The organism is Variovorax glucosi (assembly GCF_051216695.1).
Classification (GTDB): domain Bacteria; phylum Pseudomonadota; class Gammaproteobacteria; order Burkholderiales; family Burkholderiaceae_C; genus Variovorax.
Window position 1 is genome coordinate 1 of record NZ_JBPJZE010000460.1, and the last position, 1002, is coordinate 1002.

The 1002-nt window shown below is 60.5% G+C and carries 1 protein-coding gene; it reads right to left on the bottom strand.

What is annotated here, in order from left to right; all coding sequences use genetic code 11:
• A partial coding sequence (locus tag ACSFA3_RS26515; protein WP_475544597.1) for an RHS repeat domain-containing protein occupies positions 1-1002 on the bottom strand: 1002 nt, incomplete at both ends.

Sequence of the window (1002 nt, forward strand, 5' to 3'; positions counted from 1 at the left end):
CATCACAGTAACGCGATCGGCCGACGCATCAGGCGTCAGTTCGGCTTCGAGCATGGCAGCGCTCAACCTCCAGAAGTGGTTCGCGCCCATTTCAGTGAAACGACTGTCCGTCAGAGTTCTATCCAAGGGCAGATTGCGCCTCCACCCCCCAAAGGCGGTAACGCCAGTGACATCCCTGACTACATCGGCAAACTGCCGACTCTGAATCATCCGCCCCGCGCCGTCATAGCTGTTTCGCGTTACGCCGCCTTCGGCATCCACGGAATAGGTCAGGCGCCCCGCCGCGTCATATACGAAATAGTTGCTGCGATCAGCCTGGTGCGTCTGACCGGTCGACGCCTTCCATGGCAAAGTCGCGTGCACTGTTTGCCGCAGCAAATGGCCTGCCCCGTCGTAGTCGTACGATATTTCCTCGCGGCTATCGAGCGAAGGGCCGTATGGCCCTCCCATTGAACTTCTTCCCTGCCACTTCGACCGGTACGACACACGATTGGCTGCGTCGTAGATGTAGTGGGTGACCAGATCCTGATAGTTGTCCTGCACGCTGTCCGGCGATGCGTCGCGCCCAACGGTGTCGACGAACCGGGTGCGGTATGTGACATTGCCATTGGCATCGTATTCATTCGACGTCACGGACCCTTCGCCATCTACGCTCCATGTCAGCCGACCCGCAGCGTCGTAGATGTTGCGAACATGTTGATCGAGCTCGTCATCGGCCTGCGGCAACGGCGGGGTTTTTCCGTCCCACGCGGCTAGCGCCAAGGCGTCGAGGCGGTTGGCATAGGCTCGCCGCTCGAGAGCATTACCGTTGCCGTCATATGCAATGCGGAGTACGCCTCCAACGCCATCGACCTGCCAGGCGGCACGATTCGCGGCATCAAAGACGGTACGCAAACGCTGGTCCCGCGTGTCGTCGGCCATGACAGTCGGTACGGAGCGACCGTCCCATGCATCGAACGCCGCACCGGTCAGGGCATTCGCATAGGTGCGGACTTCGGTGAT